Genomic DNA, 24,438 nt, shown 5'->3' with positions numbered 1-24,438 from the left:
CTCAGACCTCCTGCTTCTTCAGGCAGGCCACGCTGAGCAGCGTCAGCACCACCACCATGGCCAGCAGCGGCAGGTAGTAGATCCACAGGTCGGCAAAACCCAGCGCCTTGGAGAAGGCCCCACGGCTGACGATGAGGAAGTGCGAGGTCGGGTAGAGCTGGCCGATCACCGCCGCCGCGCCTTCCAGCGACGACACCGGGTGGATCAGCCCGGAGAACTGGATCGCCGGGATCATGGTGGCAATGGCGGTACCGAAAACCGCGGCGATCTGGCTCTTCATGAAGGTCGAGAGCAGCAGGCCGAGGCCGGTGCTGGTCACCACGTAGAGGAACGCGCCGACCAGCAGCGCCAGGAAGCTGCCCTTGAGCGGCACCTGGAACAGCAGCACGGCCATGGCCAGCATCAGCACGAAGTTGATCATGCCCATGCCGACGTAGGGCAGCTGCTTGCCGAGCAGGAACTCCAGACGGGTGACCGGGGTGACGTAGAGGTTGGTGATCGAGCCCAGCTCCTTCTCGCGCACCACGCCCAGGGCGGTGAGCATCGCCGGGATCATGATCAGCAGCAGCGGGATCACCGCCGGCACCATGGCCTTGAGGCTCTCCACGTCCGGGTTGTAGCGGAAGCGCACTTCGGTGCTCGCCGCTGCACTGGCGGCGGCGTTGCCATTTTGCCGCGCCAGATCGGCGAGGTAGCTGGCGTGCAGCCCCTGCACATAGCCGAGCACGGTGTTGGCGCGGGTCGGCATGGCGCCGTCGATCCACACGCCGATGGCCGGGTCGGCGCCGCGCTTGAGGTCACGGCCGAAGTTCGGCGGGATCTCCACGGCCAGGCTGATGTCGCCGCTGCGCAGGCGCCGCTCCAGCTCCTCGGGGTTCTGGATCGGCGCCTTCTCGATGAAGTAGCGCGAGCCGGAAATGTTCAGCGCATAGGCCTGGCTGGTGGTGGTCTGGTCGCGGTCAAGCACCGCGTAGGTGAGGTCCTCGACGTCCATGTTGATGCCGTAGCCGATGATGAACATCAGCAGCGCGGTGCCCACCAGCGCCAGGGTCAGGCGGATCGGGTCGCGGCGCAGCTCCATGGCCTCGCGGCGCGCGTAGCTGAACAGGCGCAGCCAGCTGAAGCGGTCGCTGCCCTTGTAGCGCGAGGGCTCGGCGGGCTGCTGCGCTGCAGCTGCTGCATCGGGCACCGGGGCGCTGCCGGCAGCCTCTTCCAGGTAGGCGATGAAGGTGGCCTCCAGGGTCGGCAGGCCGCGCTTGTGAATCAGCCCCTGCGGGGTATCGCTGTCGAGCACCTTGCCGGCGTGCATCAGCGAGATGCGGTCGCAGCGCTCCGCCTCGTTCATGAAGTGGGTGGAGATGAAGATGGTCACGCCGTCGTTGCGCGACAGCTCCACCATCAGCTCCCAGAAGCCGTCGCGGGCCACCGGGTCGACGCCCGAAGTGGGCTCGTCGAGGATCAGGATTTCCGGCTTGTGGATCACCGCCACGGCCAGCGACAGGCGCTGGCGGATGCCCAGCGGCAGGCTGTCGGGCAGCTCGTCCCTGACCTTGCCCAGGTCGAAGCGCTGGAGCATGTCCTCGACGCGCGGGCCGATCTGCTCGTGGGGGATGTGGAACAGCTTGGCGTGCAGTTCGAGGTTCTGCAGCACCGTCAGCTCGGCGTACAGCGAGAAGGCCTGGGACATGTAGCCGACGCGCCGGCGCGTCTCCAGGTCGTTGGCGTTCACCGGCTGGCCGAACAGCGCGCAGGTGCCTTCGCTGGCCGGCAGCAGGCCGGTGAGCATCTTCATGGTGGTGGACTTGCCGCAGCCGTTGGAGCCGAGGAAGCCGAAGATTTCTCCGCGCTCGATGCGGAAGCTGACGCGGTCCACCGCGACGAAATCGCCGAAGCGGCAGGTCAGCCCCTCGGCCTCGATGGCGATCTGCGGCGCACCGTCAGGCTGCGGGCGTGGTGGTATGACCAGCTTGTGGTGGCCGGCGCGCTTGCTCTCGGGGAGCAGCGCGATGAAGGCTTCTTCGAGATTCTGCGTGCCGGTCTGCTCGCGCAGTTCGGCGGGCGTGCCGGTGGCGAGCACCTTGCCCTCGTCCATCGCCACCAGGTGGTCGAAGCGCTCGGCCTCCTCCATGTAGGCGGTGGCCACCAGCACGCTCATGCCTTCGCGGCCGGCGCGGATACGCGCGATCAGCTCCCAGAACTGGTTGCGCGACAGCGGGTCGACGCCGGTGGTGGGCTCGTCGAGGATCAGCAGGTCGGGATCGTGGATCAGCGCGCAGCACAGCCCGAGCTTCTGCTTCATGCCGCCGGAAAGCTTGCCCGCGGGGCGTTCGGCGAACGGCGCAAGGCCGGTGCTGTGCAGCAGGTCGGCGATGCGCCGCTCGCGCTCGGCCTTGTCGTGGCCGAACAGGCGGCCGAAGAAATCGACGTTCTCGAACACCGAGAGCGTCGGGTAGAGGTTCTTGCCCAGGCCCTGCGGCATGTAGGCGATGCGCGGGCACACGGCGCGGCGGTGGCGCGCATCGCGCATGTCGCCGCCGAGCACCTGGATCTCGCCGTCCTGCATCTTCCGCGCGCCGGCCAGCAGCGCCAGCAGGCTGGACTTGCCGACGCCGTCCGGGCCGATCAGGCCGACCATGCGGTTGGCCGGGATTTCCAGGGTGACGTCGTCCACTGCGCGGGTCTGCCCATAGCGCAGCGAGACGCCAGCCAGACGGGCCACGCAGTCGACGGCGTTCATTGCGGGACCTTGATCTGCAGGTCAGCCGGCCACTGCACCTGCGGGTCGAGACGCAGGTAGGCCATGCCCGGCACGCCGGTCTTCACGTAGGTGATGTATTTCTCCAGCAGGCCCGGATCGAGGCGTGCCTTGACGCGGAACATCAGCTTCTCGCGCTCGTTGGCGGTCTCCACGGTCTTGGGGGTGAACTGCGCGACGCTGGCGACGTAGGAAACCCTGGCCGGGATCACATATTCGGGCACGGCGTCGATCACCAGGCGCACTTCCTGGCCCAGCTCGACCTTGCCGGCCTGGCCGGAGGGCAGGAAGAAGGTCATGTAGACATCGGCCAGGTCGACCATGTTGAGCAGCTTGCCGCCGGCCGCCAGCACTTCACCCGGCTGCGCCACGCGGTACTGCACGCGACCGTTGCGCGGGGCCTTGAGCAGGCTGTCGTCGATGTCTGCCTGCAGGCGCTCGACGCTCGCGGTGGCGGCCTCGATGGCCGACTGTGCCTCGATCACCTGGGAGCGCGCGGCGGCGATGCCGGCATCCGCCGAGACCACCTGGGAACGCGCAGCGGCCAGCGCCGCCTGGGCGCTCTGCATCGTGGCGCGGTCGTCATCCAGTTGCTGTTGCGGCAGGGCGTTGCGCTTGACCAGTTGCTCGGTACGGGTGAAGCGCTTCTGCGCGGCGGTCAGTTCCGCCTGGCGCTGGGCGACCACGGCTTCGGCGGTGGATTTTTCGCTGGTGCGCTGGGCCACCAGGGATTGCGCGGTGAGCTGGGCGTTCTGCGCCCGGCGCACTTCCGCCTGGGCCTGGGCGAGCTGGGCCTGGAGCACCTGGGTGTCCATCTTCGCCACCACATCGCCGGCCTTCACGAAGTCGCCTTCGTCCACCAGGATTTCCGCCACACGGCCGGGCAGCTTGGTGGCCACGTCGACTTCGGTGGCCTCGATGCGCCCGTTGCCGCTGGCAAAGCCTTCAGGCAGACCGGTTGGCTTGAACGTCTGCCAGGCCAGTGCGGCGAGCACGGCCACCACCAGCACCGCGAGACCGCGGGTGCGCCAGCTTTTTGCCTTTCCTGTCATCCGAATTCCCCTTGTCCAGGCGCTCGAATTCGAGCGGATCATGAAGGGATGTTCGGCGACCAGCGGCAAACGGGGCTTGATTCAGGTCAGGCACGCGCAGGAAATTTCCTACACGCCAAGTAGGGCGGGGCTTTCAGCCCGGCATTGCGGCGAGCAGTCGCAGCCGGGTGCCGTTTCGCCTGCATGAGGCGCACTCATGCAGGCGAAGCCCGGAGAGGATCAGGGCTGGACGATCAGGTTGTTGAACAGCAGGTCGTCGACCAGCGGCTTGCCCTCTTCCTGCTGGAGCGCGGTCTGCACCTGCTTGAGGGCCTCCTGGCGCAGCTTCTCCTTGCCGTCGACGCTGCCGAGGGAGTCGTCGGTCTGCTGGGCGAAGAGCATCACCAGCTGGTTGCGGATCAGCGGCTCGTGGTGCTCGACCTTGTCCGAGGCCTCCTTGCCGGTGACCTTCAGCGCAATGTCGGCCTTGAAGTACTTCAGGCGCGGGCCGCTGCCGTAGTTGCCCACCAGCGCCGGGGTGAGGTCGACGAACACGGGCTTGTTGGCGTCTTCCGGCTTGGCCTCTTCGGATTCGGAAGCCATGACGAAAGTACTGAAGGAAAAGGCCAGCAACAGGGCGAGGAAAGCTCTCAAGGCGATGTCTCCGGTTTCAATGCCGCAAGCATAGCCAGAGAAGGCGCTCGACCCAAGCCTCTCAGGCTTGCCGGGCCACCAGTAGAAAGCCCAGCAGGCAATCCAGGCCGGAACTGTGCCCGTGGGCCTGCACCCGGTCGACCCGCCAACCCAGGCGGCTGGCCGCCCCTGCGCCCCTGACCGCCGTCGCCAGGGACAGCAGATGCCCGGCGAAGTCACCTTCGAGGGCGGCGTCCAGGTAACTCATGCTGAGCTCGGTGGTCAGCGCGGGCCACTCAGGCCGCAGTGCCGAGAGAGCAAGCCGCAGTGCGGAGTCCGGCACTCCCAGCGCCCAATGTGCCAGAAGGGCCCCGAGCAGCATATCGTCACCGGCTGGTGTGCTGCCCTCCCCTCGCCCCAGCAGCCAACGCAAAGGTACCGAGAGATCAGCATCGGGACGGCGGCAAAAGAGCCGCTGAGCCTTCCAGGCCGGATGGGCCAGTTCACGCCACGCCAGCCCGAGACCGCCGCGCTGGTTGTCCAGTCGCTGCTCCAGCAGCGCGACCCGGGAGCGCCACGTCATCAGACGCGGAGCGCGCGGCGCGGGGTGAGGGCCCAGCAGACAACGGCGAGCCACTGCCAAGGGATCTCCAAGGCTGAGCCACATGCCCGGCAGCAGGACCGAGCGCAGCCAGGTCAGGTCCTCCTGTCGCAAAATGATCTGCAGAGGCAGCAGTCCCTTGTCGCGCGCCGACAGAAAAACGTGGGGACCGCCCGGTAACCGCAACACCAGCCCCGAGGCGAAAGTCGCCTCCAGCCGGCCCAGGACCGGCCCCCGTCCATCCAGCGCCCTCAGTGCGGCCCGGCTGCAGGCCAGAGGGCGAGGCAGACGGGGAGCGGTGCGCCAGGGCGCACCGCCAGTTGCTTCACTCACCGTACTTCGCGGCCAGCTCCAGCAGAGCCTGCTCGAAGCAGGCCATGGGAGCCCGAACCGTGCCCGCACCGACCTGGCCAATACCCGGGTCACGGTGAGCAATGCCGGTGTTGATCAGGGGCGTGATACCCAGCTCCACCACCCGACGCACGTCGATCGCCATGCAGGCACCCTGGAAGTTCCAGTTCGGAACGATCAGCGCGGGGTTGCGCGCCAGGCAGATTTCCGCCATTTCGTTGCTGATTTCCAGGGCGTCGTCGAAACCGCCGGCCCCCAGGAAGCGGGTTACACCCGGCGCAGCGATCATGGCCATCGCCCCAATCCCCAACGCCTCGGTGATCGCGCTGTCACCGATGTCCGGGTTGGCGTCCGCCTGGCTGTAACCGGTGAAGAACAGGCCCTGCGGGGTATTCACCGGCGCGGTGAACCAACGCTCGCCGAGACCGCTGACCCGTACGCCGAAGTCCTTGCCATTGCGGCTCAGAGCCGTCACCACCGACCCCTCGCCCACACTGTGAGCGGCATCCATCACCGCCTTGGAATAGGCCATCGCCACGTTGAGGTAGAACTGGTCGGTACGGCCGAGGAAGTCGAGCACTTCCGCGCAGGCGCTGCTGTCCTTGGCCACCGCCACCAACGCCGGAGCCAGGATGCGGGCCAGCAGGGCCGAGGCGGCGATGTTGCGCTGGTGGAATTCGTCACCCATGGTGATGGCCTGGGCCATCACCGCAGTCAGGTCGATCCCCTCGGGCAGATGCCGCAGTGCCGCCGAGAGCATCGGGCCGAGCACGTTACGCATCCAGTGCAGGCGTTTTTGCACCTCATCGCCATAGGCGCCGAAGCGCATGACCTTGCCGATGCCTTCGTTGAGGTTGCAGTAGGCGAAGTTGCCGTCGGTCCGGTTGCAGACCACCAGCACCGGCATGTTCGCCGAGGTGATACCGCCCATGGGGCCGACTGCCGATACGCTGTGGCAGGGGGCGAAATCGATCTGCCCCGCCTCGAGCATCTGCACAGCCTGCTCTTCGTCCTGCGCCCAGCCCTCGAACAGCAGCGCCCCGATACAGGCACCACGCATTGGGCCGGTCATGTCGGCGAAGCCGATCGGCGGGCCCGCATGCAGCAGCAGTTTGCGTTCGTTCAGCGCGGGAATGACGCTACCTGCTGGGCGCACATCGACGAGATAGGGTCGCGCGGCAGTGATCTTTTCGATAACCGCGCGGTTGGCCTGGTTCAGTGAAATGGACATGATGAAATCTCCGTGAAAAGGCTTATTGAAGAGCGTCGAGTGCCGCGATCAGACGGGCGTTACCACCCGCCGGCGGCGCCCAGTCGACCTGCACGACGCTGGCGCCACAGCGAGCCAGGTCGTCAGCGAACGATTGCAGGCCGATATTGATGACTCGCGGGGCGGCGGCCAGCAGAGCCGGGGTCTGCTGCTGGCGACAGGGCGTTGGTGCCGGGCGCGCCTCGCTAGACAGTTCCAGCGCCAGTTGCGCCGCCTCGCGGCTGCTGGTGCAGACCCAGATGCCCGCGTCACGCAGCTTGCGGTACTGGGCTTCCCAGCCTTGCGGGTCATGGCGCGTGCCGCACAGGTAGGCGATATAGGCGATCTCGCCGTTCTGCCTGCCGCGCTGCCGGCGGCCACTCTCGATGGCCTCGACGACCAGCCCGGCCGGATCGGCATGGGCCCCATAACCGATGACCACGTCGAACAGCACTACCGCCGTCTCCGGAACAACGGAGGACTCGATGAGCATTTCCGAACGCAAGGAAGGATCGATCATCGGGTGCGCACGGCCCACGGTGTAGGCATCGTCGCCAAGGTCGATCACCCGGTGCCCCAGGGCACTGAACATCACCCCGTCTTCATGGTGGCTGCTGGGCGGCAGTCCCAGCTGATGAGCCAGCAGCAGAGCGGTCTCCGCCGCCAGCGTGCCACCACAGAACAGACCGCTGATGTTTCGCTGCCCGGGGCGCATCCGGGCCATGGCTTCGCGCCGACGCACGCGCCGGAGCTGTTCCACCGCCAGGCTGGCAGCCTGGTCCAGTGTCTCGGCCAGTTGCAGCTCTCCCGTCTGCGGGGCTTCGACCCGTTCGCCCAGGAACAGGGCGATGGCGGGTTTGGGTTGCACACGCAGCGCCAGCTCGATGTGCTCGCGCACTTCCCTGGCCGGAGGCTTGGAGATGAACACGATCACCTCGGTGGCCGGATCGTTCACCAGCAACGAGATGGCATCCAGGGCGCTGCGGCCGCCCACGGTCGAGGACAGGTCGCGGCCGCCGATGCCGATGGCATGGGAGATTCCTTCCCCCTGGGCATCCACCGCCGCCAATACGGCCTGGATACCCGTTCCTGAGGCTCCGACTATGCCGATCGCGCCAGATAGCACCTTGTTGGCGAAGGCCAGCGGGACGCCGCCGATCACTGCCGTCCCGCAATCAGGCCCCATGACCAGCAGGCCCTTCTGATGGGCGTAGATCTTGAGTTCGCGCTCGACGTCGGCCTCCACGTTGTCGCTGAACATGAATACGTTCAGCCCGCTATCCAGCGCCTTGTAGGCCTCCCGCGCAGCGTAGCGCCCGGCGACCGAAATCAGCGCCAGATTGGACTGTGGCTGTTGCGCCAGCGCCCCGTGCAGACCGTGAGCACGGCTATAGGCGACGCCCTTGCGGGCGACCGACTGATTGGCCAGGAACGCGTCCACCCCCTGCATGACCAGGTCGATGACTTCGGCACTCCGGGCCTCCAGCGCCACGCACAGGTCCGACGGCACGGCCTTCTCGATTTCGGCGGTGAGCATGCCGGTGTTGCCGAAGATTTCCTTGTTGGCGGGCGTCCCCATCATCACTGACACACGCTCCACGCCAGCGACATCGGAGAGCTTGCGGGTCAGCAGCATCAGGCTGACAGAGTCCTGGAACAGACCCGGTTTGATCACTGAATACAGCATGTTCAATCTCCTCAAGCCGAAGGCACTGCGTTGGGTTTCTCCTGGATTCCCACCATGCAGCACATGCCCACCACGAGAATGGCGGCCGAAATGTAGAAGCCTGAAGACAGGCTGTTGGTGTGTTCCGCGATGAATCCGGTGATGGTCGGTGCCAGGATCGAAGAGCTCATGCCGACACAGTTGAATACGCCAAATGCCGAGGCATAGCCTTCCTTGGGTGCGTTGTCGGCCACCAGGGCAACCAGCACCGGATCCAGAGCCAGCTTGCCGAACAGGCCGTAGACGACCAGGCTGCAGATCAACGCGGTCTGGCTCTGGAAATACACCACGGAACACAGTGCGGCGGCAGCGATCGGCACGAGCACGAAGACCAGCGGCTTGCGCTTGCCCAGCCAGTCGGAGAACGAACTGATGATCAGTGCCCCCGGGATCGATACCCAGGCCACCAGAGAGGCGACGAAACCGGTCTGGGAGCCGGCGATGCCGCGCTCGGTCTGCAGGTAGTACGGCAACCAGGTCAGGATCATGAAGAATCCGAACAGGCTGCAGAACACCATGATGTAGGTCAGCAGCAGGTTGCGGTTGCGCAGCAGCGAACCCAGCGAGGCCTTCTGCCCGGCAGCGGCTCCGCGAGCACGGGGCTTTTCACGGATGACGCACCAGATCAGCACGCCCACCAGGATGGTCGGCAGGGCAAAGACGTAGAACGGCGCATGCCAGCTCATGTTCAGGTCGTAGACCAGGTAACTGGATGACATCAGGCCAAGCGCTATCCCGAACGCCATGCCGCTGTTGATGATGGCGCTGCCCAGGCTGCGGTACTTGAGCGGAACGGTTTCGTTGGAGATGGCGTACTGAGGGCCGTAATAGGTCCCCTCACCGATTCCGGTGACGACGCGGGCAAACAGCAGCCCCTTGAACGACGTCACCCAGCCACTGACCGCCGTGAAAATACCGAAGAGGATGAACCCCGGAACGAGAACGATCTTTCGACCGATCTTGTCGCCCAGCACGCCCGCGGGGATCTGCACCAATGCATAGGCGAAGAAGAAAACGCTGTTGATCAGGCCCAGTTCGGTTCGTGAAAGACCGAACTCCTCCTGCAACTTCCCCATCACCGGATTGAGTATCGTTCGGTCGGCATACATGAAGACCCAACCTAGGAAAAAGAGCAGCACCACGATGACCCAATAAGGTATCCCCAACAACTTTCTGGAAGCGCCATTCGAGCCGCTCGCTTCTCCTCCGGAACTTTCACTTACATCTATTGAGTTACTCACGATATATCTCCCTCCCCTGGAACCAGACATGAACTTCCCGTCTCGCCAAATAGCAAGATAAAGAAAGACCTGACCTGATTAACGCCGGGGCAATTAGTAAAGAATCTGAAGAACCTGTTTCTGCTTAATCAGCCATAACGTCCTGCTCAGGCCTCACCGCCATACAAGGAAGTGCCGGTCATGCCCATCAGTGCTCGGCGGATACTTTCCAGATTGGTAATGACACCCCGGCCATGGGGGCACTCGTCGAGGAATTCGACGATAGCCTCTACCTTGGGCCCCATGCTGCCGGCCGCGAATTGCCCCTCGTTCATGTAGCGCTTCGCCTCATCGAGGCTCAGGTGCTCGAGCCAGCACTGGTCCGGCTTGCCGAAGTTCAGGGCGACCCGTTCGACGCCAGTGGGAATCAGCAGCAGATCGGCTTCCAGGGCGATGGCCAGCAGCGCAGCCACGCGGTCCTTGTCGACCACCGCATCCACCCCGCGCAAACCCTCCGGGCACTCCACGACCGGAATGCCACCACCACCCCCGGCAATGACCACCTCGCCCTGATCCAGCAGCGTGGCGATCGTTGCGGACTCCACCACGCGCAGCGGTCGGGGCGAAGGAATCACCCGGCGCCAGCCACGACCGGCATCTTCCTTCACTGTCCAGCCTTCGGCGGCTGACAGCGCGAGAGCCTGGTCTTCCGACATGAACTGGCCGATGGGTTTGTCCGGATCCTGGAAAGCCGGATCATCCAGACTGACCACCGTCTGACTGATCAGTGCGCTGGCCGAAGCGTGCAGACCGCGCCGGAAGAACTCATTGCTCAGGGCGTTCTGCAGGAGGTAGCCGATCTCGCCCTGGGTGTCGCTGACGGCCATATCGACCGGAATCGCCGGCAACGCCTCCCGCGTCAGATCGGAGCGCCGCAGCACCATGCCCACGTGCGGGCCATTGCCATGCACCATCAGCACGCGCCAGCCATCTTCCAGCATGTCGGCAACATGTCCCGCCAGGGTGCGGGCTACTTCTCGCTGCGCAGTAGAAGTTACTTCACCTTTTTCCGGTATCAATGCATTACCGCCAATCGCCACGACGGCCAGCGGACCTTTGCCTTGTATCTTCTTCATATGAGCACCTGAACAAATCAAGAATGAATTTTTCGTTCGACGGAACCCACCTCAAGCTTCATCCGCCGTTAATCCTGGCAATAAAATCAACCAACATGAAGGAGCAGGAAATTGATATCGATCAACCTGCCAACAGGCAGCAGGATCATTCAACAATGGCTATCGATTTATTAAAACGAGCTTGATATTCCTACAGATAAAAATACTTCATATGTAGTATTTTTCCGCCTAATGTATAGGAATACTCTATTCGACCGGCGCATCTGCCTTACCGCGCCACTCCGCCGAGAGACAGACATGGGCAACTCGATATTCTCCGAGGACAACCTGAAGGTTTTCGTCCTGTCCGCGCACTTTTCCAGCTTCAGCGATGCAGCCCAGGAACTGGGCATGACCACTTCCGGTGTGAGCTATGCGATCAAGCGCCTGGAGTCGCTGCTGGGCGCCCAGCTATTCAAGCGCACGACTCGTCATGTGCTGCTCACCGAAGCCGGCCGCTATTTCTATGCGCGAGCCCAGGCCCTGCTGGACGAGTACCAGCGGGTAGAGCGAGGTATCACCAGCATCAGTCAGGGCGTGGAGTCGAATCTGCGCATCTGCATCAACAACCTTCTGCATACGCCCAGGCACACCACCACGCTGGTGGCACTGCTCAAGGAGCGCTTTCCCGACTGCCAGCTGCGGGTTCACACCGAGGTGTATGGAGGTGTCTGGGATGCACTTCTGCACCACAACGCCGATTTCGCCATCGGCGCCCCGGGAACGCTCACCGGCAGCGGATCAATCAGCTATGAACCGATGGCGTATGTGCACTGGAAGTTCGTGGTTGCGCCCGACCACCCACTGGTGCGCCATCCAATGCCGCTTGGCGACGCCCTGCTGCGGCAGTACCCGGCGATCTGCGTAGACGACACATCGAGCCATCTGATCAAGCGTGTCGCCTGGTTGTTGCCGGGGCAGGAGCCGATCTTCGTACCCGACATGCAGAGCAAGCAGGTTGCGCAGGAGCGCGGACTGGGTATTGGCTTTCTGCCCGACTTCGCCGCTCGGGAGGCCATTGCCGGCGGACGCCTCGTCGAACTGCAAGTGCAAACGCCACGCCAACCCTCGCTGATGCTCGCGGCCTGGAAAAGCAATCTGGAAGGAAACGTCATTCAGTGGCTCAAGGAAGCCTTCCAGCCCGGCAATCTGCTGGCGGAGCTGTACAAGGACCTCAGTCACTCCTGACGGCCACTCGGGGTTATGGGCAGACATAGACCACAGCGATTCTGATTGCTCGCAGGATTGCCGCTCCTACACTGGCCCTCTACTCACCAAGAAGAACCTCCAACGGAGTACGTCCTGATGAAAGCCGTGCTGTGCAAAGCCTTCGGCCCCGCCGAAACCCTGGTGCTGGAAGACATCGCCAGCCCCGAGCCGAAGAAGAACGAAGTCCTGCTGCAGGTTCACGCCGCCGGGGTGAACTTCCCCGACACGCTGATCATCGAGGGCAAGTACCAGTTCAAGCCGCCCTTCCCGTTCTCGCCGGGTGGCGAGGCTGCCGGCGTGGTCGGCGCCGTCGGTGAGAAGGTCAGCCATGTGAAGCCCGGCGACCGTGTGATGGCGCTGACCGGCTGGGGCAGTTTCGCCGAGGAAGTCGCGGTGCCCGGCTACAGCGTGATGCCGATCCCCGACGGCATGGACTTCGCCAGCGCCGCCGCGTTCGGCATGACCTACGGCACCTCCATGCACGCGCTCAAGCAGCGCGCCAACCTGCAGCCGGGCGAAACCCTGCTGGTGCTCGGCGCCTCCGGCGGCGTCGGCCTGGCCGCGGTAGAGATCGGCAAGGCCATGGGCGCCAAGGTCATCGCCGCCGCCAGCAGCGAAGCCAAGCTGGAAGTGGCCAAGGCCGCCGGCGCCGACGTGCTGATCAACTACAGCGAAGGCAGCCTGAAGGACAAGCTCAAGGAACTCACCGGCGGCCAGGGCGTGGACGTGATCTACGACCCGGTGGGCGGCGACCTGTTCGAGGAAGCCTTCCGCTCCATCGCCTGGAACGGCCGCATGCTGGTAGTCGGTTTCGCCAGCGGCACCATCCCGTCGCTGCCGGCCAACCTCACCCTGCTCAAGGGTGCCTCCCTGGTCGGCGTGTTCTGGGGCTCCTTCGCCCAGCGCCAGCCGCAGGACAACGCGGCGAACTTCCAGCAGCTGTTCGCCTGGTTCGCCGAAGGCAAGATCAAGCCGCTGGTGTCGCAGACCTTCCCGCTGGAGCAGGCCGCCGACGCGATCAATCACCTGGGCCAGCGCAAGGCGGTGGGCAAGGTGGTGTTGACCGTTCGCTGATTGCTTCCCGCGTAATGAAAAAGCCCCGCATTAGCGGGGCTTTTTCATTCTGGAGCCAACTCGTAGGAGCACCCCCTGCGCGCGATCGCGGGCATGGCCCGCTCCTACAGGGGAAGTCCGGTACGGGGCGGTTCGCGAGCAAGCTCGCTCCTACGAAGAGCGCTACGCCGCTTGGCTTTGGCTTTGGCTTTGGCTTTGGCTTTGGCTTTTAGAAGGCTTCCAGAGAAACGCCCGCGCACTCCGAACGGCCCCTTTCAGGAGGCCTCGTTGAATTGGAATTTCAGGGGTTGAGCGGCATGGATGCCGCGAGAGCCGCGATGGGCCAGGGATGGCCCTTCGCGGCGTGCCCCTGAAATTTCAGTTCAACGAGGGAATTTTTCGCCTAAGCGAAAAACCGGATGATTGGGGCAAGACCTTTGCCTCCTTTGGGGCGTTTGCCAAAGGAGGTCGCCCGAGGGGGGGAAACAATAAGTCCGCGCGTATGCCGAAGCGACACGGAACGCCCGAGTCAATGCAGCAATACAAGATCAACATTGGAGCAGAGAAAAGCGCCGGCCCTGCCGACGGATCGCGGGCATGGCCCGCTCCTACAGGGGAAGTCCGGTGCGGAGCGGTTCGCGAGCAAGCTCGCTCCTATAAGTCAGTCCTGGCGCCGGAGCGCTTTCTGTAGGAGCGAGCTTGCTCGCGAACAGCCAGCCAGCCAGCCAAGGCGGGCTATCAGGAATACAGCCCCTTGAACTGCTCGCGCAGCACGTTCTTCTGCACCTTGCCCATCACATTGCGCGGCAGCGCCTCGACCACCATCACCCGCTTGGGCTGCTTGAAGCGCGCCAGCTTGCCGTCCAGCGCGGCAAGTACCTGCGCCTCGGTCGGAGCCTGGCCCTTGCTGGCCACCAGCACCGCCGTCACACCTTCGCCGAAGTCCGGGTGCGGCACGCCGATCACCGCCGATTCGGCCACGCCCGGCAGGGTGTCGAGAATCTCTTCCAGCTCCTTGGGGTACACGTTGAAGCCGCCGCTGATGATCATGTCCTTGTTGCGCCCGACGATCTGTACGTAACCACGGTCGTCGACGAAGCCGATATCACCGGTCATGAAGTAACCGTCCGCGCGCAGTTCCTCGGCGGTCTTTTCCGGCATCCGCCAGTAGCCCTGGAACACGTTCGGCCCGCGCACTTCGATCATCCCCGGCTCGCCCTGGGGCAGCAGGGTCGGCTCGGCCTGGGCCGGATCGGTGATGCGCAGTTCGACGCCCGGCAGCGGGAAGCCGACGGTGCCGGCGATGCGCTGGCCGTCCAGCGGGTTGGAGGTGTTCATGCCAGTTTCGGTCATGCCGTAGCGCTCGAGGATGGCCATGCCGGTGCGCTCGGAAAACGCCTTGTGGGTCTCGGCGGTCAGCGGCGCGGAGCCGGAGATGAACAAACGCATGTGTGCCACCGCTTCACGGGTCAGGCCGGGCTGGTCGAGCAGGCGCGTGTAGAAGGTCGGCACGCCCATCAGCAGGTTCACCTGGGGCAGCAGCTTGAGCATCTGCGCGGCGTCGAACTTGCTCAGGAAAAGCATCGAGCCGCCGGCCATCAGCAGGCTGTTGCAGGCCACGAACAGGCCATGGATGTGGAAGATCGGCAGCGCGTGGAGCAGCCAGTCCTCGCTGCTGATGCTCCAGTAATCCACCAGCGCACGGGCGTTGGAGACCAGGTTGCCGTGGCTGATCATCGCGCCCTTGGAGCGCCCGGTGGTGCCCGAGGTGTAGAGGATCGCGGCGAGGTCGGAAGCGGCGCGCTCGACATCGGCAAAGCGCCCCGGCTTGCCCTCCACGCGCGCCATCAGCGAGCCGTCGCCGGCATCGCCCAGGGTCTCCACGTGGGCCACGCCGCTGACTTTCGCCAGCTCCCGGGCCTGGGCCTCGAAGGCCGGGGCGCAGACGAACAGCGAGGGCTCGGCATCATCGAGGAAGTAGCGCAGTTCTTCGCCGGTGTAGCCACTGTTGAGCGGCAGGTAGACCGCGCCGACGCGCAGCACGGCGAGGTAGAGCATCACCGTCTCGGGGCTCTTGTCGACCTGCACGGCGACGCGGTCGCCCGGCTGCACGCCGAGCTCCAGCAGCGCATGGGCGAACTGCGAAGTACTGCGCAGCATGTCGGCGTAGCTGTAGCCGCCACCGTCCGGGGTACGGATGAAGGGCTTGGAAAGGTCGCTGGGCAGGTGTTTGCCGACTTCGGCGAAAAGGCTCTGGTTCATGGTGAGGTCCTAGCGTTTTGTTTTCGCCGACAGGGTGGCCAGCTTGCGCACCTCGGGTGAGGCGGTGACCGCGCCCTGGTTGGCGTAGGCTTCGTGGTTCTTTTCGATCTGGCGCAGTTCGTAGCGGTAATTGACCATCAGCCCGGCAGCCTGGCGCAGGCCGCTGGCGGAGAGGTCGCCGCGCCAGTTCAGGCGTTCCAGGCGGGCGCCGTTGCCCAGGTGGAAGCGCGCCACCGGGTCCAGCGGCAAACCCGCGCCGTTGCGGGCATGCAGGAAGTATTCGGCGGCCAGCGCCAGCATCGGTTGTTCCGTGCGTGGTGGCGGCGCTGCATCGGGCTTGAGCGCCTTGAGCAATTCGGCGGCCGCCGCGCCCAGTTGCGGGTCGTCGCCCAGGCTATCGAGCCAGCGGCGGAAGCCGGGCACCGGCGACAGGGTGACGAACTGGCGCAGACCGGGAACCTCCCGCGCCAGCTCCTCCACCACCTGCTTGATCAGGAAGTTGCCGAAGGAGATGCCGCGCAGGCCGTCCTGGCAGTTGCTGATGGAATAGAACACCGCAGTGTCGGGCGCTTCTGCCGACTCATCACCAGCCTTGCCCTCCAGGATCTCTGCAATCGCACCCGGCATGGAACGGGTCAGCGCCACCTCGACGAAGATCAACGGCTCATCGGCCAGCGCCGGGTGGAAGAAGGCGAAGCAGCGGCGGTCGGCCGGCTGCAGGCGGCTGCGCAGGTCGTCCCAGTCCTTGATGGCGTGGACGGCCTCGTACCTGATGATCTTTTCCAGGATCGACGCCGGTGTCGACCAGTCGATGCGCCGCAGCACCAGGAAGCCGCGGTTGAACCAGGAGGTCAGCAGGTGCTGCAGGTCGTGGTCCACGGCGGCCAGCTCGGGATTGGCCTTGAGCTCCTGGAGCAGCAGGCGGCGCATGGCGATCAGCTCGGCAGTGCCGCCGGGCGCCTGGTTGAGGCGGCGGAACAGCTCCTGGCGCGGCGGCTCGCTGGCCTCGAACAACGCCGTGGTGTTGGCCGACGACGGCTCGTCGAGGTAGCGCTGGCAGGCTTGCGCCAGCGCGTCGTGGGGCGGAGCGAAGTCCTTCAGCAGGGTGTCGAAGAAGGCCTTCTGCTGGTCTTGCGGGCAATCCCGGTAGGCGCACAGGACCTGCTGCGCCAGGGCCACGCCCGAGGCTTCGCCGTGGCTGGAGATCAGCTTGTGGCAAGCCTGCGCCAGCGCCTGGGCATTGCCCGGCGCCGGCTCGCGCGATTCCAGCAATTGCCGGCCGCGCTCGGTGATGCTTTGCAGCAGTTCCTGGAAGAAGCTGATATTCATGCGTCCCCCTCAGCTTGTGGAAAAGTGGATCAATCCCCCGCCAGCACCGGCGGCGGGCAGCGCTGGTACCAGCGCGAGGCCTGCTCGTAGGCGTGGGCCAGTTGCAGCACGGCCATGTCGGCCTGGTGCCTACCGATGATCTGCAGGCCCATGGGCAGGCCCTGCTCATTGAAGCCCACCGGCACGTTGGCCGCCGGGCAACCGGACAGGGTGGCCGGGATCACCACTTCCATCCAGCGGTGGTAGGTGTCCATGGCCTGGCCGGCGATTTCCTTCGGCCAGTCCCAGGTCTTGTCGAACGGGAACACCTGGGCGCTGGGCAACAGCAGGTAGTCGTAGCGCTCGAACAGCCGGCTGATGGCGCGGTACCAGTCGCTGCGCGCGGCGGACGCGCGGAACACATCCATGGCCGAGAGCTTCAGGCCGTTCTCCACTTCCCAGATGGCTTCGGGCTTGAGCAGTTCGCGCTTGGCCGGGTCGATGTAGGCCGCGCCGAGGGAGCCGGCGACCATCCAGTGGCGCAGGGTGCGCCAGGTGTCCCAGAGGCGCTCGGGGGAGAAGCCCATGGCGGTCTCTTCGACGTGGCAGCCGATGGCTTCGAAGTCGGCGAAGGATTGGCGGCACAGCTCCAGCACGCCCTTTTCCATGGGCAGGTGGCCGCCCAGGTCGCCCAGCCAGCCCAGCCGTGCGCCCTTGAAGTCGCGCTCCAGCGAGCCGGCGAACTGCTCGCCGCTCTCGGAAATCGACAGCGGCGCACGGGCATCGCCGCCGGCCTGTACCGACAGTAGCAGCGCCACGTCGCGCACGCTGCGGCCCATCGGGCCTTCGTAGCCGAGCTGGTCGATGAACAGGTCGGCGCTGTCGTCGAAGGGCACGCGGCCCTGGGACGGACGGAAACCGATGATGTTGTTGAAGGCCGCCGGGTTGCGCAGCGAGCCCATCATGTCGCTGCCGTCGGCCACCGGGACCATCTGCAGCGCCAGGGCCGCCGCCGCGCCACCGCTGCTGCCGCCGGCGGTGCGTTCGGGCGCGTAGGCGCAGCCGGTGGCACCGAAGATCGGGTTGTAGCTGTGGGAGCCGAGGCCGAATTCGGGGGTGTTGGTCTTGCCGATGATGATCGCGCCGGCCGCCTTGATGCGCTCGACCATGATGCCGTCGCGCTCTGGCAGGTAGTCGCTGAACAGCGGCGAACCTAGGGTGGTGCGGATGCCCTGGGTCAGCGACAGGTCCTTCACTGCGTGGGGCAGGCCGTGCATCCAGCCACGGTACTCGCCACGGGCCAGTTCGGCGTCGCGCTGGTCGGCTTCGGCCAGCAGGATGTCGTCCGGCTGCTGGCTGATGATGGCGTTGACCATCGGGTTGTAGCGCTCGATCTGGTCGAGGTGCGCCTGCATCACTTCACGGCAGGAAACCTGGCGCAGCCGGATACGCTGGGCCAGTTCGTGGGCCTGGAGCTGGACGAGTTCGTTTTGCTGGTTCTTCTGGCTCATGGAACGAGGCCTTTTTTCATCAGGATTTCCCGCAACGGGAAGGTTCGGTCGGGTTCAACGACCCCATCAGCGGATGGGGCTTGTAACGAATAGCGCGTTCGCCGGGCCGCACGCTGCCGGCACGCCCACCAAGGTGGACGCGAGCAGCGGCGGTCGGCGGCTGTCCCGGTCGGGATCAGCGCATCAGGTTGGTCCAGATACGGTCGGCCAGGCGGATCGCGCCTTCGCCGCAGGTCTTGCTGAACACCACCTTGGTGCCCGCGGGGATGTGGAGTTCCGGCGCATCCTTCAGGCTGGCGTCGAGGAAGGGTTCAACACCCTTGATCGGGCTCTGGTGCTTGAGGAAGTTCTGGGTCATCGCCGAGTTTTCCGGCTGGCTGAGGAAGGCGATGAACTTCTTCGCGTTCTCCGGGTGCTTGGCGCCGGCCGGGATCACCAGGTTGTCCACCCAGGCCATCACGCCCTCTTTCGGGTAGAGGTACTTCAGGCTGGATTTCATCTCGCGCGCACGCATCGACGAGCCGCCCCAGAACATCGACATGTCGACTTCACCCGAGGCCAGGTTCTCGCGGATCGAGCCGGCCTTGGAGCTGTAGGTCTTCACGAAGGGCTTCTGGTTCTTCAGCAGGGTCAGCACCTGTTGCATCTGCTTGGGGTCCTCGCTGCACAGCGGGATGCCCAGGTAGAGGCTGGCGGTGTCGATCACCTCGCTCGCCGAGTCGAACATGTTGATCTTGCCCTGCAGCTCCGCCGGCGGGGTAAACAGCACCGAGTAGCTGTCGGCCGGGCCGCTGTAGCGGGCGCTGTCCAGCACCACGCTGGTGGTGCCCCAGATGAAGGGCACGGCGTAGGCACCTTCCGGGTCCCAGGTGGGCTTCTTCAGGTTGTCTTCGACATTGGCGTAGTACGGCTGGCTGGCCGGGTCGAAGCGCTCCAGCAGCTTCTCCTGGATCAGGATCGGCACGAACTGGTGCGAGGGAATGGCCACGTCGTAGCCGGTGCCGCCCTGCTTGAGCTTGGCCAGCAGCGTTTCGTTGGAGTCGTAGGAATCCACGGTCACCTTGATGCCGGTTTCCTTCTCGAACTTCTCCAGGATCTGCGGGGTGAAATAGCCACTCCAGCTCACCACGTTCAGTTGTTCGGCGGCGTGCACGTTGGCCACCAGCCCCATGGCCAGCGAGGCCCCTACAGCAGCGATCAGTTTGCTCATCTTCTACTCCGGTATGTGGGCTCAGGCCTTCTTCTTGCCGAGCAGGTAGGACAGGGTTACGAACAGCACGGAAACGCCGAGGATCAGGGTCGACACCGCGTTCACATCGGGCGTCACGCCCATGCGCAGCAGGCCGAAGATGAAGATCGGCAAGGTGGTGGTGCCGGCCTGGGAGACCATCATCGAGATCACGAAGTTATCCAGCGAGACGATGAAGGCCAGCATCAGCCCCGAGAAGATCCCCGGCATCAGCAGCGGCAGGGTCACCTTGCGGAAGGTCCGCCAGGGACCGGCGTAGAGGTCGGCGGCGGCCTGCTCCAGAGACAGGTCCATGTCGTTCAGGCGGGCACGGATCGGCAGGTAGGCGAACGGGATGCAGAACACCGTGTGGGCGATGATCAGATTGCCGTAGCCCAGCGACAGGCCGAGGGTGGAGAACAGCGCCAGGGTGGCCACGCCGACGACGATCTCGGGCAGCACCAGCGGCAGCATGATCGCCCCCATGGACAGGCGCAGCCCCTTGAACTTGGCCCCGCGCGAGGTGCCCAGCGCGGCCAGGGTGGCGATCACCGTGGCGATCACGCTGGCGCACACGGCGATCAGCAGGCTGTTGCCGGCGGCCTGGCGCAGCGCCTGGTTGGCGAAGGCGCTGCGGTACCAGTCGAGGCTGAAGCCGGTCCACACGGTGGCGGACTGGTTGGCGTTGAACGAGAGCACCACCAGCACCACGATGGGCGCGTAGAGGTACAGGTAGAACAGCAAGCTCAGGGCGCCGAAGCCGCGGAAATCCTGCACACCCAGACGGCGCTTGGTCAGTAGCGAGAGCATCATTCACCTCCCCGGGCGATGCGCAGGCGCTCGGCGCGCATCGCGTAGAACATCAGCACCAGCATCACGGCCCCCATCAGCACCAGCGACAGCGCCGCGCCGAAGGGCCAGTTCCGCGAGTCGCTGAACTGCCGGAAGATCAGGTTGCCGAGCATCATCTTGGTGCCGCCGCCGAGCAGCTCGGGGGCGATCATCGCGCCCAGGCAGGGCACGAAGGTGAGGATGGCGCCAGCCAGGATGCCCGGCCGGGCAATCGGCAGGACCACCTTGCGCAGGGTGCGGATGCGCCCGGCGTAGAGGTCCTGGGCCGCTTCGAGGAGGCGCATGTCCATCTTCTCCAGGGTCGCGTAGATCGGCAGCACCACGAAGGGCGCGTAGGTGTAGACCAGGCCCAGCAGCACCGCGCCGTCGGTGTAGAGCATGTTCAGCGGCTGGTGGATGATGCCGAGGCTCATCAGCGTGCCGTTGACCACGCCGGTGCCGCGCAGCAGCAAAATCCAGGCGTAGGTGCGGATCAGCAGGTTGGCCCAGAACGGCACGGTGATCAGGAAGATCAGCAGGCCGCGACGGTGCGCCGGCTGCATCGCCAGCCACACCGCCACCGGGAAGCCCACCAGCAGGGTGATGGCGGTGGTCGCCGCGGCGATGCCGATGGAGCGCAGGGCGATCATCACGTAGGAATCGGCGAAGGCCAGGCTGTCGTCGAGCTGGCGCTCGAACAGCAGCGAGACATAGGCGTCGACGCTGAAGTGCGGATTCACCCCGCCGTAGGGGTTGGCCTGCATCAGCGAGTAACCGACCACGATGAAGATCGGCACGATCAGGAACAGCCCGATGGAAACCAGTGCCGGCGACACGCCGAGGAAGCTGCGCAGCGCCTGACGCCGCTCCAGCGAATTGCCGGCGGTTGTGGATATCTGTTTCATGCTCACCCCCGCTCAGTCCACCAGGACGCTGGCGCTGCCTTTCTCGAATAGCAGCCCGGCGCGTTGCCCGGCTGCCAGACGGCCACGCTGGCCGGCGCTGTTGGGCGCGCGGACCGTCAGGCGGGTGCCGTCGGCGAGGCTGACCTGGTACTGCAGGTCGGTGCCCAGGTAAATCTGCTGGACCACAGTGCAGGGCGTGGCAGACGGAGTGCCCTCGGCCACCAGTTGCAGGCGCTCGGGGCGGATCGACAGGGTGACCTCGGCGCCGACCTTGAGGCCTTCACGGGCCTGGGCTTCGATCAGCTGGTCACCGGGGAGGCGGTACTGCGCGCAGTCACCGGCGAAGTTCTCGACCCGCGCCGGGAGGAAGTTGGTCTCGCCGATGAAGTCGGCGACGAAGCGGTTGCGCGGGTTTTCGTAGATGTCGTCCGGACGGCCAACCTGTTGCACCTCGCCCTCGGAGAGCACGGCGATGCGGTCGGACATGGTCAGGGCTTCTTCCTGGTCATGGGTGACGAAGATGAAGGTGATGCCGGTCTTGGACTGGATCGCCTTGAGCTCTTCGCGCATGGCCTGGCGCAGCTTGAGGTCGAGGGCGGACAGCGGTTCGTCGAGCAGCAGCACCTTGGGGTGCGGCGCCAGCGCACGGGCCAGGGCGACACGCTGTTGCTGGCCGCCGGAGAGCTGGGTCGGCTTGCGCTGGGCGAAGCGCTCCATCTGCACCAGGGCGAGCATCTCGCGAACGCGCTCGGCGACCTGCGCCTTGCTCATGCGCTGGCCCATCGGGTGGGATTCCAGGCCGAAGGCCAGGTTCTCGGCGATGGTCATGTGCGGGAACAGCGCGTAGTGCTGGAACACGGTGTTCACCGGGCGCTCGAAGGGCGGCCGGTCGGCGATGTTCTCGCCGTAGAGCTGGATTTCCCCGGAGGTGGGGAATTCGAAGCCGGCGATCATCCGCAGCAGGGTGGTCTTGCCGCAGCCCGAGGGGCCGAGCAGGGTGAAGAACTCGTTGTCGCGGATGTCCAGGTCGACGCATTTCAGAGCGACGGGACCGCTCGCCGGATCGCCGTAGACCTTGCGCACGGAGCGGATGGAAACCGCCGCCGTCTGCAGGCTGTGCAGGGCACTCATGGTGAAACCTCCGTACCTTCCCTTCCGCCACCAGCAGGCGGTCGGGGGATCTTGTAGTTGTTCTGGCAGGACTAGAGACGCTGGATTGCAGCGCTGGTCTTGGGTCGAGCCCAAGTTGTGGTGTTGTTGAAGCGGATATTCGAAGAAAGGTGGTTGAGCGGAAAGCTCAATTTTCTTACATTCGATATTAAAAAATTTAACAGCTGAGCTGATACTAGGCACCCACCCACGAGGCTCGCCCCATGTCCATCCAGCGCCTTCCGCCGCTCAATGCCGTCCGCGCCTTCGAGGCTGCCGCCCGGCTGGGCAGCTATGTCGCCGCCTCGAAAGACCTGCATGTGACGCAGCCAGCCATCGGCCGTCACGTGAAGCTGCTGGAAGACTGGCTGGGCGTGCAACTGTTCGAGCGCACTCCGCGCGGCGTCAGCCTGACGCCGGCCGGGCAGCGCTACTACGCGAAGATATCCACAGCCCTGCAGCAGATCGCCGACGCCGGCTTTGAGCTGGCTCCCGGCGGCACCGCGCGCTGGCTGAAGATCCTGGTGGTGCCGGCCTTCGCCAAGCGCTGGCTGATGCCGCGCCTGGAGACCCTGCGCCAGCAGCGCCCCGGCCTGAAGGTGGCAGTGGAACCCAACCCGACCTTCACCGAAGTGGACGGTAAAAGCGCCGATCTTGGCATCGTCTACGGACTTCCCGGGGTCTACCCGCAGTGCCACAGCACCCTGGTGCGGCCATCGGTTTTCCCGGTGTGCTCGCCCTCCTACCTCGAAGAGCACGGCCCGCTGAGCAGCGTGCACGACTTGGCGCGGCACAAGCTGATCCACGTCGATGACGGCGAATGGTGGAACCTCTGGCTGTCCACCATCGGGCTGGACTTGCGGGTGAACTCCGACGTGCTCTACGTCAGCAACGACCACGCGTTGTCCATGGCCGAGGCCGGGCACGGCATCGCCCTGGCCAACCTGGTGCTGGTGAAGCACCAGCTGGCCGCCGGCACGCTGGTACGGCCGCTACTCGAGGAAGTGCCGCTGGAAAGCTACCAACTGCTGCTGCCCACCGGCGCGGTGAGCGCCGACGTGGCCTGGTTCGAGGATTGGATTCGTGCGGAATTGCAGGAGGAGTTCTCGCCACATGTCACCCACGAGACTGAGTCGACTGAATAGCTAGGCGGAGTGCCGAAGACAGTGCGACTAGCACGGCGAGGCGCTCCAACGACGCTAGGCAGTTGAATCAGCCTCGTGGTGCGTAGGCGAAGACGTCGGCGCGCATTTGATGCGGGTCCATGCCCGCCGCCACCAGCGCATCCAGGGTGCCGTAGACCATCGCCGGCGAGCCGCTGGCGTAGACGCGCAGGCCGGACAGCTCGGCGAAGTCCTCGCACACCGCTTCATGCAGCAGGCCACAACGTCCCTGCCAGCCACACAGGTCGCTGACGATCCTGTGCAGGTGCAGGTTGGGCACGCTTTCCCACTGCTCCCAGTGCGGCAGCTCGTAGAAGTCCTCCGGGCGGCGCACGCCCCAGTACAGGTGTACCGGGTGGGCGAAGCCGGTGGCGCGGCAGAATTCGATCAGGCTGTGCATCTGCGCCATGCCGGTGCCGGCGGCGATCAGCACCAGCGGGCCGTCCGGCAGGTCGGCCAGGTGCGCATCGCCGAAGGGCATCTGCACGCGGGCGAAGCGGTCGCGCTGCAACTGCGCCAATAGCTCGATGGCGCTGTTCTCGCGGGCCAGGATATGCAGCTCCAGGTCACGCCCTTCCTGCGGCGCGGAGGCCAGGGAAAAGGCCGCCGGGTCACTGCCATCGCGCTCGATCAGCACGTACTGGCCGGCGTGGTAGCGCGGCGGTTTGCCGGCAGGGGCGCGCAGGCGCACGCGCCAGACGTCGCCGCCCACCGGCTCGCAGAGAGTCACCTGGCAGGACAGCTTGCGCACCGGCAGCTCGCCGGGGGCTAGCACGCCGTCCCAGTGCAGCACGCAGTCTTCCAGCGGCTCGGCCAGGCAGGTGAAGAGCTCGCCGTGGTCGCGCACCTCGCCATCCTGGCGCACGCGGCCTTCCACCAGCAGCGCCGCGCAGATATGGCAATTGCCGTTGCGGCAGCTCTGCGGGCACTCGTAGCCCAGGCGCCGCGCACCGTCGAGGATACGTTCTCCGGGCCGCAGCTCGAGCTGGGCGCCGGAGGGTTGCAAGGTCACTTTCAAGCGCTGTTCTCGTTCTTCTGATTCTGTAGGAGCGAGCCATGCGCGCGACCTGGAGCCATT

General features: G+C 65.3%; 20 protein-coding genes. 4 read left to right on the top strand and 16 right to left on the bottom strand.

Features of this window, described 5'->3' with window-relative positions:
• Position 1 precedes the first annotated feature (1 nt).
• The 8 genes from rbbA to J2T47_RS02925 form a co-directional block, all read right to left on the bottom strand.
• On the bottom strand, positions 2 to 2,737 hold the full coding sequence (gene rbbA, locus J2T47_RS02960) for a ribosome-associated ATPase/putative transporter RbbA (RefSeq protein ID WP_253442250.1): 2,736 nt from the start codon (positions 2,735 to 2,737) through the stop codon (positions 2 to 4).
• Positions 2,734 to 3,807, bottom strand: coding sequence for an HlyD family secretion protein (locus tag J2T47_RS02955; RefSeq protein WP_253442249.1), 1,074 nt, complete (start codon positions 3,805 to 3,807; stop codon positions 2,734 to 2,736). Before J2T47_RS02955 ends, rbbA begins: the two co-directional genes overlap by 4 nt.
• A gap of 219 nt (positions 3,808 to 4,026) precedes the next feature.
• Positions 4,027 to 4,440: a flagellar basal body-associated protein FliL gene (locus J2T47_RS02950; RefSeq protein ID WP_437180944.1), complete on the bottom strand. Its 414-nt coding sequence runs from the start codon at positions 4,438 to 4,440 to the stop codon at positions 4,027 to 4,029.
• A 61-nt stretch (positions 4,441 to 4,501) separates the two neighbouring features.
• Entirely contained in the window at positions 4,502 to 5,002 is a 501-nt protein-coding gene (locus J2T47_RS29170; protein ID WP_301295374.1) for a DUF2877 domain-containing protein, read from the bottom strand.
• 343 nt (positions 5,003 to 5,345) lie between these two features.
• A complete protein-coding gene (locus J2T47_RS02940) occupies positions 5,346 to 6,602 on the bottom strand; it encodes a DUF1116 domain-containing protein (RefSeq protein WP_253442247.1) in 1,257 nt (418 codons plus the stop codon).
• A gap of 22 nt (positions 6,603 to 6,624) precedes the next feature.
• Complete coding sequence (fdrA, locus tag J2T47_RS02935) at positions 6,625 to 8,307, bottom strand: acyl-CoA synthetase FdrA (RefSeq protein WP_253442246.1); 1,683 nt, start codon at positions 8,305 to 8,307, stop codon at positions 6,625 to 6,627.
• An 11-nt stretch (positions 8,308 to 8,318) separates the two neighbouring features.
• Positions 8,319 to 9,587, bottom strand: coding sequence for an MFS transporter (locus J2T47_RS02930; RefSeq protein ID WP_253442244.1), 1,269 nt, complete (start codon positions 9,585 to 9,587; stop codon positions 8,319 to 8,321).
• 146 nt (positions 9,588 to 9,733) lie between these two features.
• Positions 9,734 to 10,702 (bottom strand): carbamate kinase, encoded by a 969-nt coding sequence (locus J2T47_RS02925; RefSeq protein ID WP_253442242.1) that lies wholly within the window; start codon positions 10,700 to 10,702, stop codon positions 9,734 to 9,736.
• A gap of 23 nt (positions 10,703 to 10,725) precedes the next feature.
• Here J2T47_RS02925 and J2T47_RS02920 point away from each other — a divergent pair, with 23 nt between their 5' ends.
• The 3 genes from J2T47_RS02920 (at position 10,726) to J2T47_RS02910 (ending at position 13,024) form a co-directional block, all read left to right on the top strand.
• The gene (locus tag J2T47_RS02920) at positions 10,726 to 10,887 is read left to right on the top strand and encodes a hypothetical protein (RefSeq protein ID WP_253442240.1); all 162 of its coding nucleotides are present in this window, start codon (positions 10,726 to 10,728) and stop codon (positions 10,885 to 10,887) included.
• Between the two features lie 46 nt (positions 10,888 to 10,933).
• Positions 10,934 to 11,929 (top strand): LysR substrate-binding domain-containing protein, encoded by a 996-nt coding sequence (locus J2T47_RS02915; protein WP_367399495.1) that lies wholly within the window; start codon positions 10,934 to 10,936, stop codon positions 11,927 to 11,929.
• Positions 11,930 to 12,046: 117 nt separating this feature from the next.
• The gene (locus J2T47_RS02910) at positions 12,047 to 13,024 is read left to right on the top strand and encodes an NADPH:quinone oxidoreductase family protein (protein ID WP_253442236.1); all 978 of its coding nucleotides are present in this window, start codon (positions 12,047 to 12,049) and stop codon (positions 13,022 to 13,024) included.
• A gap of 717 nt (positions 13,025 to 13,741) precedes the next feature.
• Here the strand turns inward: J2T47_RS02910 and J2T47_RS02905 are convergent.
• The 7 genes from J2T47_RS02905 to J2T47_RS02875 form a co-directional block, all read right to left on the bottom strand.
• Positions 13,742 to 15,265, bottom strand: a complete 1,524-nt coding sequence (locus J2T47_RS02905; RefSeq protein ID WP_253442234.1) for a malonate--CoA ligase — start codon at positions 15,263 to 15,265, stop codon at positions 13,742 to 13,744.
• A gap of 9 nt (positions 15,266 to 15,274) precedes the next feature.
• Complete coding sequence (locus tag J2T47_RS02900) at positions 15,275 to 16,594, bottom strand: malonyl-CoA decarboxylase (RefSeq protein ID WP_253442232.1); 1,320 nt, start codon at positions 16,592 to 16,594, stop codon at positions 15,275 to 15,277.
• Between the two features lie 29 nt (positions 16,595 to 16,623).
• Positions 16,624 to 18,084: an amidase gene (locus J2T47_RS02895; RefSeq protein WP_253442230.1), complete on the bottom strand. Its 1,461-nt coding sequence runs from the start codon at positions 18,082 to 18,084 to the stop codon at positions 16,624 to 16,626.
• 175 nt (positions 18,085 to 18,259) lie between these two features.
• The gene (locus J2T47_RS02890) at positions 18,260 to 19,255 is read right to left on the bottom strand and encodes an ABC transporter substrate-binding protein (RefSeq protein ID WP_437180949.1); all 996 of its coding nucleotides are present in this window, start codon (positions 19,253 to 19,255) and stop codon (positions 18,260 to 18,262) included.
• Positions 19,256 to 19,315: 60 nt separating this feature from the next.
• Positions 19,316 to 20,122, bottom strand: coding sequence for an ABC transporter permease (locus J2T47_RS02885; protein ID WP_253442227.1), 807 nt, complete (start codon positions 20,120 to 20,122; stop codon positions 19,316 to 19,318).
• Complete coding sequence (locus J2T47_RS02880) at positions 20,122 to 21,048, bottom strand: ABC transporter permease (RefSeq protein ID WP_253442226.1); 927 nt, start codon at positions 21,046 to 21,048, stop codon at positions 20,122 to 20,124. The genes J2T47_RS02885 and J2T47_RS02880 overlap by 1 nt, the downstream gene beginning before the upstream one ends.
• Positions 21,049 to 21,060: 12 nt before the next feature.
• Positions 21,061 to 22,179: an ABC transporter ATP-binding protein gene (locus J2T47_RS02875; protein ID WP_253442225.1), complete on the bottom strand. Its 1,119-nt coding sequence runs from the start codon at positions 22,177 to 22,179 to the stop codon at positions 21,061 to 21,063.
• A 242-nt stretch (positions 22,180 to 22,421) separates the two neighbouring features.
• On the opposite strand from J2T47_RS02875, the gene J2T47_RS02870 reads away from it, so the two are divergent.
• Positions 22,422 to 23,342 (top strand): LysR substrate-binding domain-containing protein, encoded by a 921-nt coding sequence (locus J2T47_RS02870; protein WP_253442223.1) that lies wholly within the window; start codon positions 22,422 to 22,424, stop codon positions 23,340 to 23,342.
• Between the two features lie 67 nt (positions 23,343 to 23,409).
• On the opposite strand, the gene J2T47_RS02865 is transcribed toward J2T47_RS02870, so the two are convergent.
• The gene (locus J2T47_RS02865) at positions 23,410 to 24,378 is read right to left on the bottom strand and encodes a CDP-6-deoxy-delta-3,4-glucoseen reductase (protein ID WP_253442220.1); all 969 of its coding nucleotides are present in this window, start codon (positions 24,376 to 24,378) and stop codon (positions 23,410 to 23,412) included.
• Between the last annotated feature and the right edge of the window lie 60 nt (positions 24,379 to 24,438).

This window comes from Pseudomonas nitroreducens, from assembly GCF_024170165.1.
Classification (GTDB): domain Bacteria; phylum Pseudomonadota; class Gammaproteobacteria; order Pseudomonadales; family Pseudomonadaceae; genus Pseudomonas; species Pseudomonas nitroreducens_C.
This window is presented reverse-complemented; position numbering and strand designations above follow the sequence as displayed.